The following is a 531-nucleotide window of genomic DNA, read 5'->3' as shown; positions in this document are numbered from 1 at the left end:
ACTGGCCGGCCTTCTATGTCGCGCTGTCGGTCGCCGCGATCGTCGTGGCCGCCACGATCTGGCTAGCCTACGCCTATGCCGAGCGGCTGATGGCGCTGCTGGGCGTGACCGGCGCGCGCATCGTCTCGCGCCTGGCCGCGCTGATCCTGCTCTGCATCGGGGTGCAGATCCTCTCGTCCGGGATCAAGGGCCTGGCGCTCGGCATCGTGCGCGCCGCCGTCGGCTCAAGCTGACTTGGAGTGTGTTAGGGCCTGCTTCAGGAATGGCGCGATCACCGCGCGCAGCGCCGGAATCACCTCCTCGGCGAACCACGGGTTGCGCCGCTCCCACGCGCCGGTGCGCCATGACGGATGGGGCAGGGGGAAATACCGCGGCAGCAGGTCGCGATAGGCCCGTACCCGGTCCTCGACCCGCCCGGGTCCCAGTACCGCCGCCTGCGCGTAAGCGCCGACCAGAAGGGTCAGCCGCACCTGCGGCATCGCCGCCAGCAGCCGCGCGCGCCACAGCGGCGCGCATTCCGCCCGTGGCGGC

General features: G+C 71.8%; 2 protein-coding genes. One reads left to right on the top strand and one right to left on the bottom strand.

Features of this window, described 5'->3' with window-relative positions; translation table 11 throughout:
- A partial coding sequence (locus HUK84_RS22555) for a MarC family protein (RefSeq protein ID WP_281362903.1) occupies positions 1 to 233 on the top strand: 233 nt, incomplete at its 5' end.
- Here the strand turns inward: HUK84_RS22555 and HUK84_RS22550 are convergent.
- A partial coding sequence (locus HUK84_RS22550; RefSeq protein ID WP_281362902.1) for a uracil-DNA glycosylase family protein occupies positions 225 to 531 on the bottom strand: 307 nt, incomplete at its 5' end. The two genes, HUK84_RS22555 and HUK84_RS22550, sit on opposite strands and share 9 nt — an antisense overlap.

Source organism: Nguyenibacter vanlangensis (assembly GCF_013376155.1).
Taxonomy (GTDB): domain Bacteria; phylum Pseudomonadota; class Alphaproteobacteria; order Acetobacterales; family Acetobacteraceae; genus Gluconacetobacter; species Gluconacetobacter vanlangensis.
This window is presented reverse-complemented; position numbering and strand designations above follow the sequence as displayed.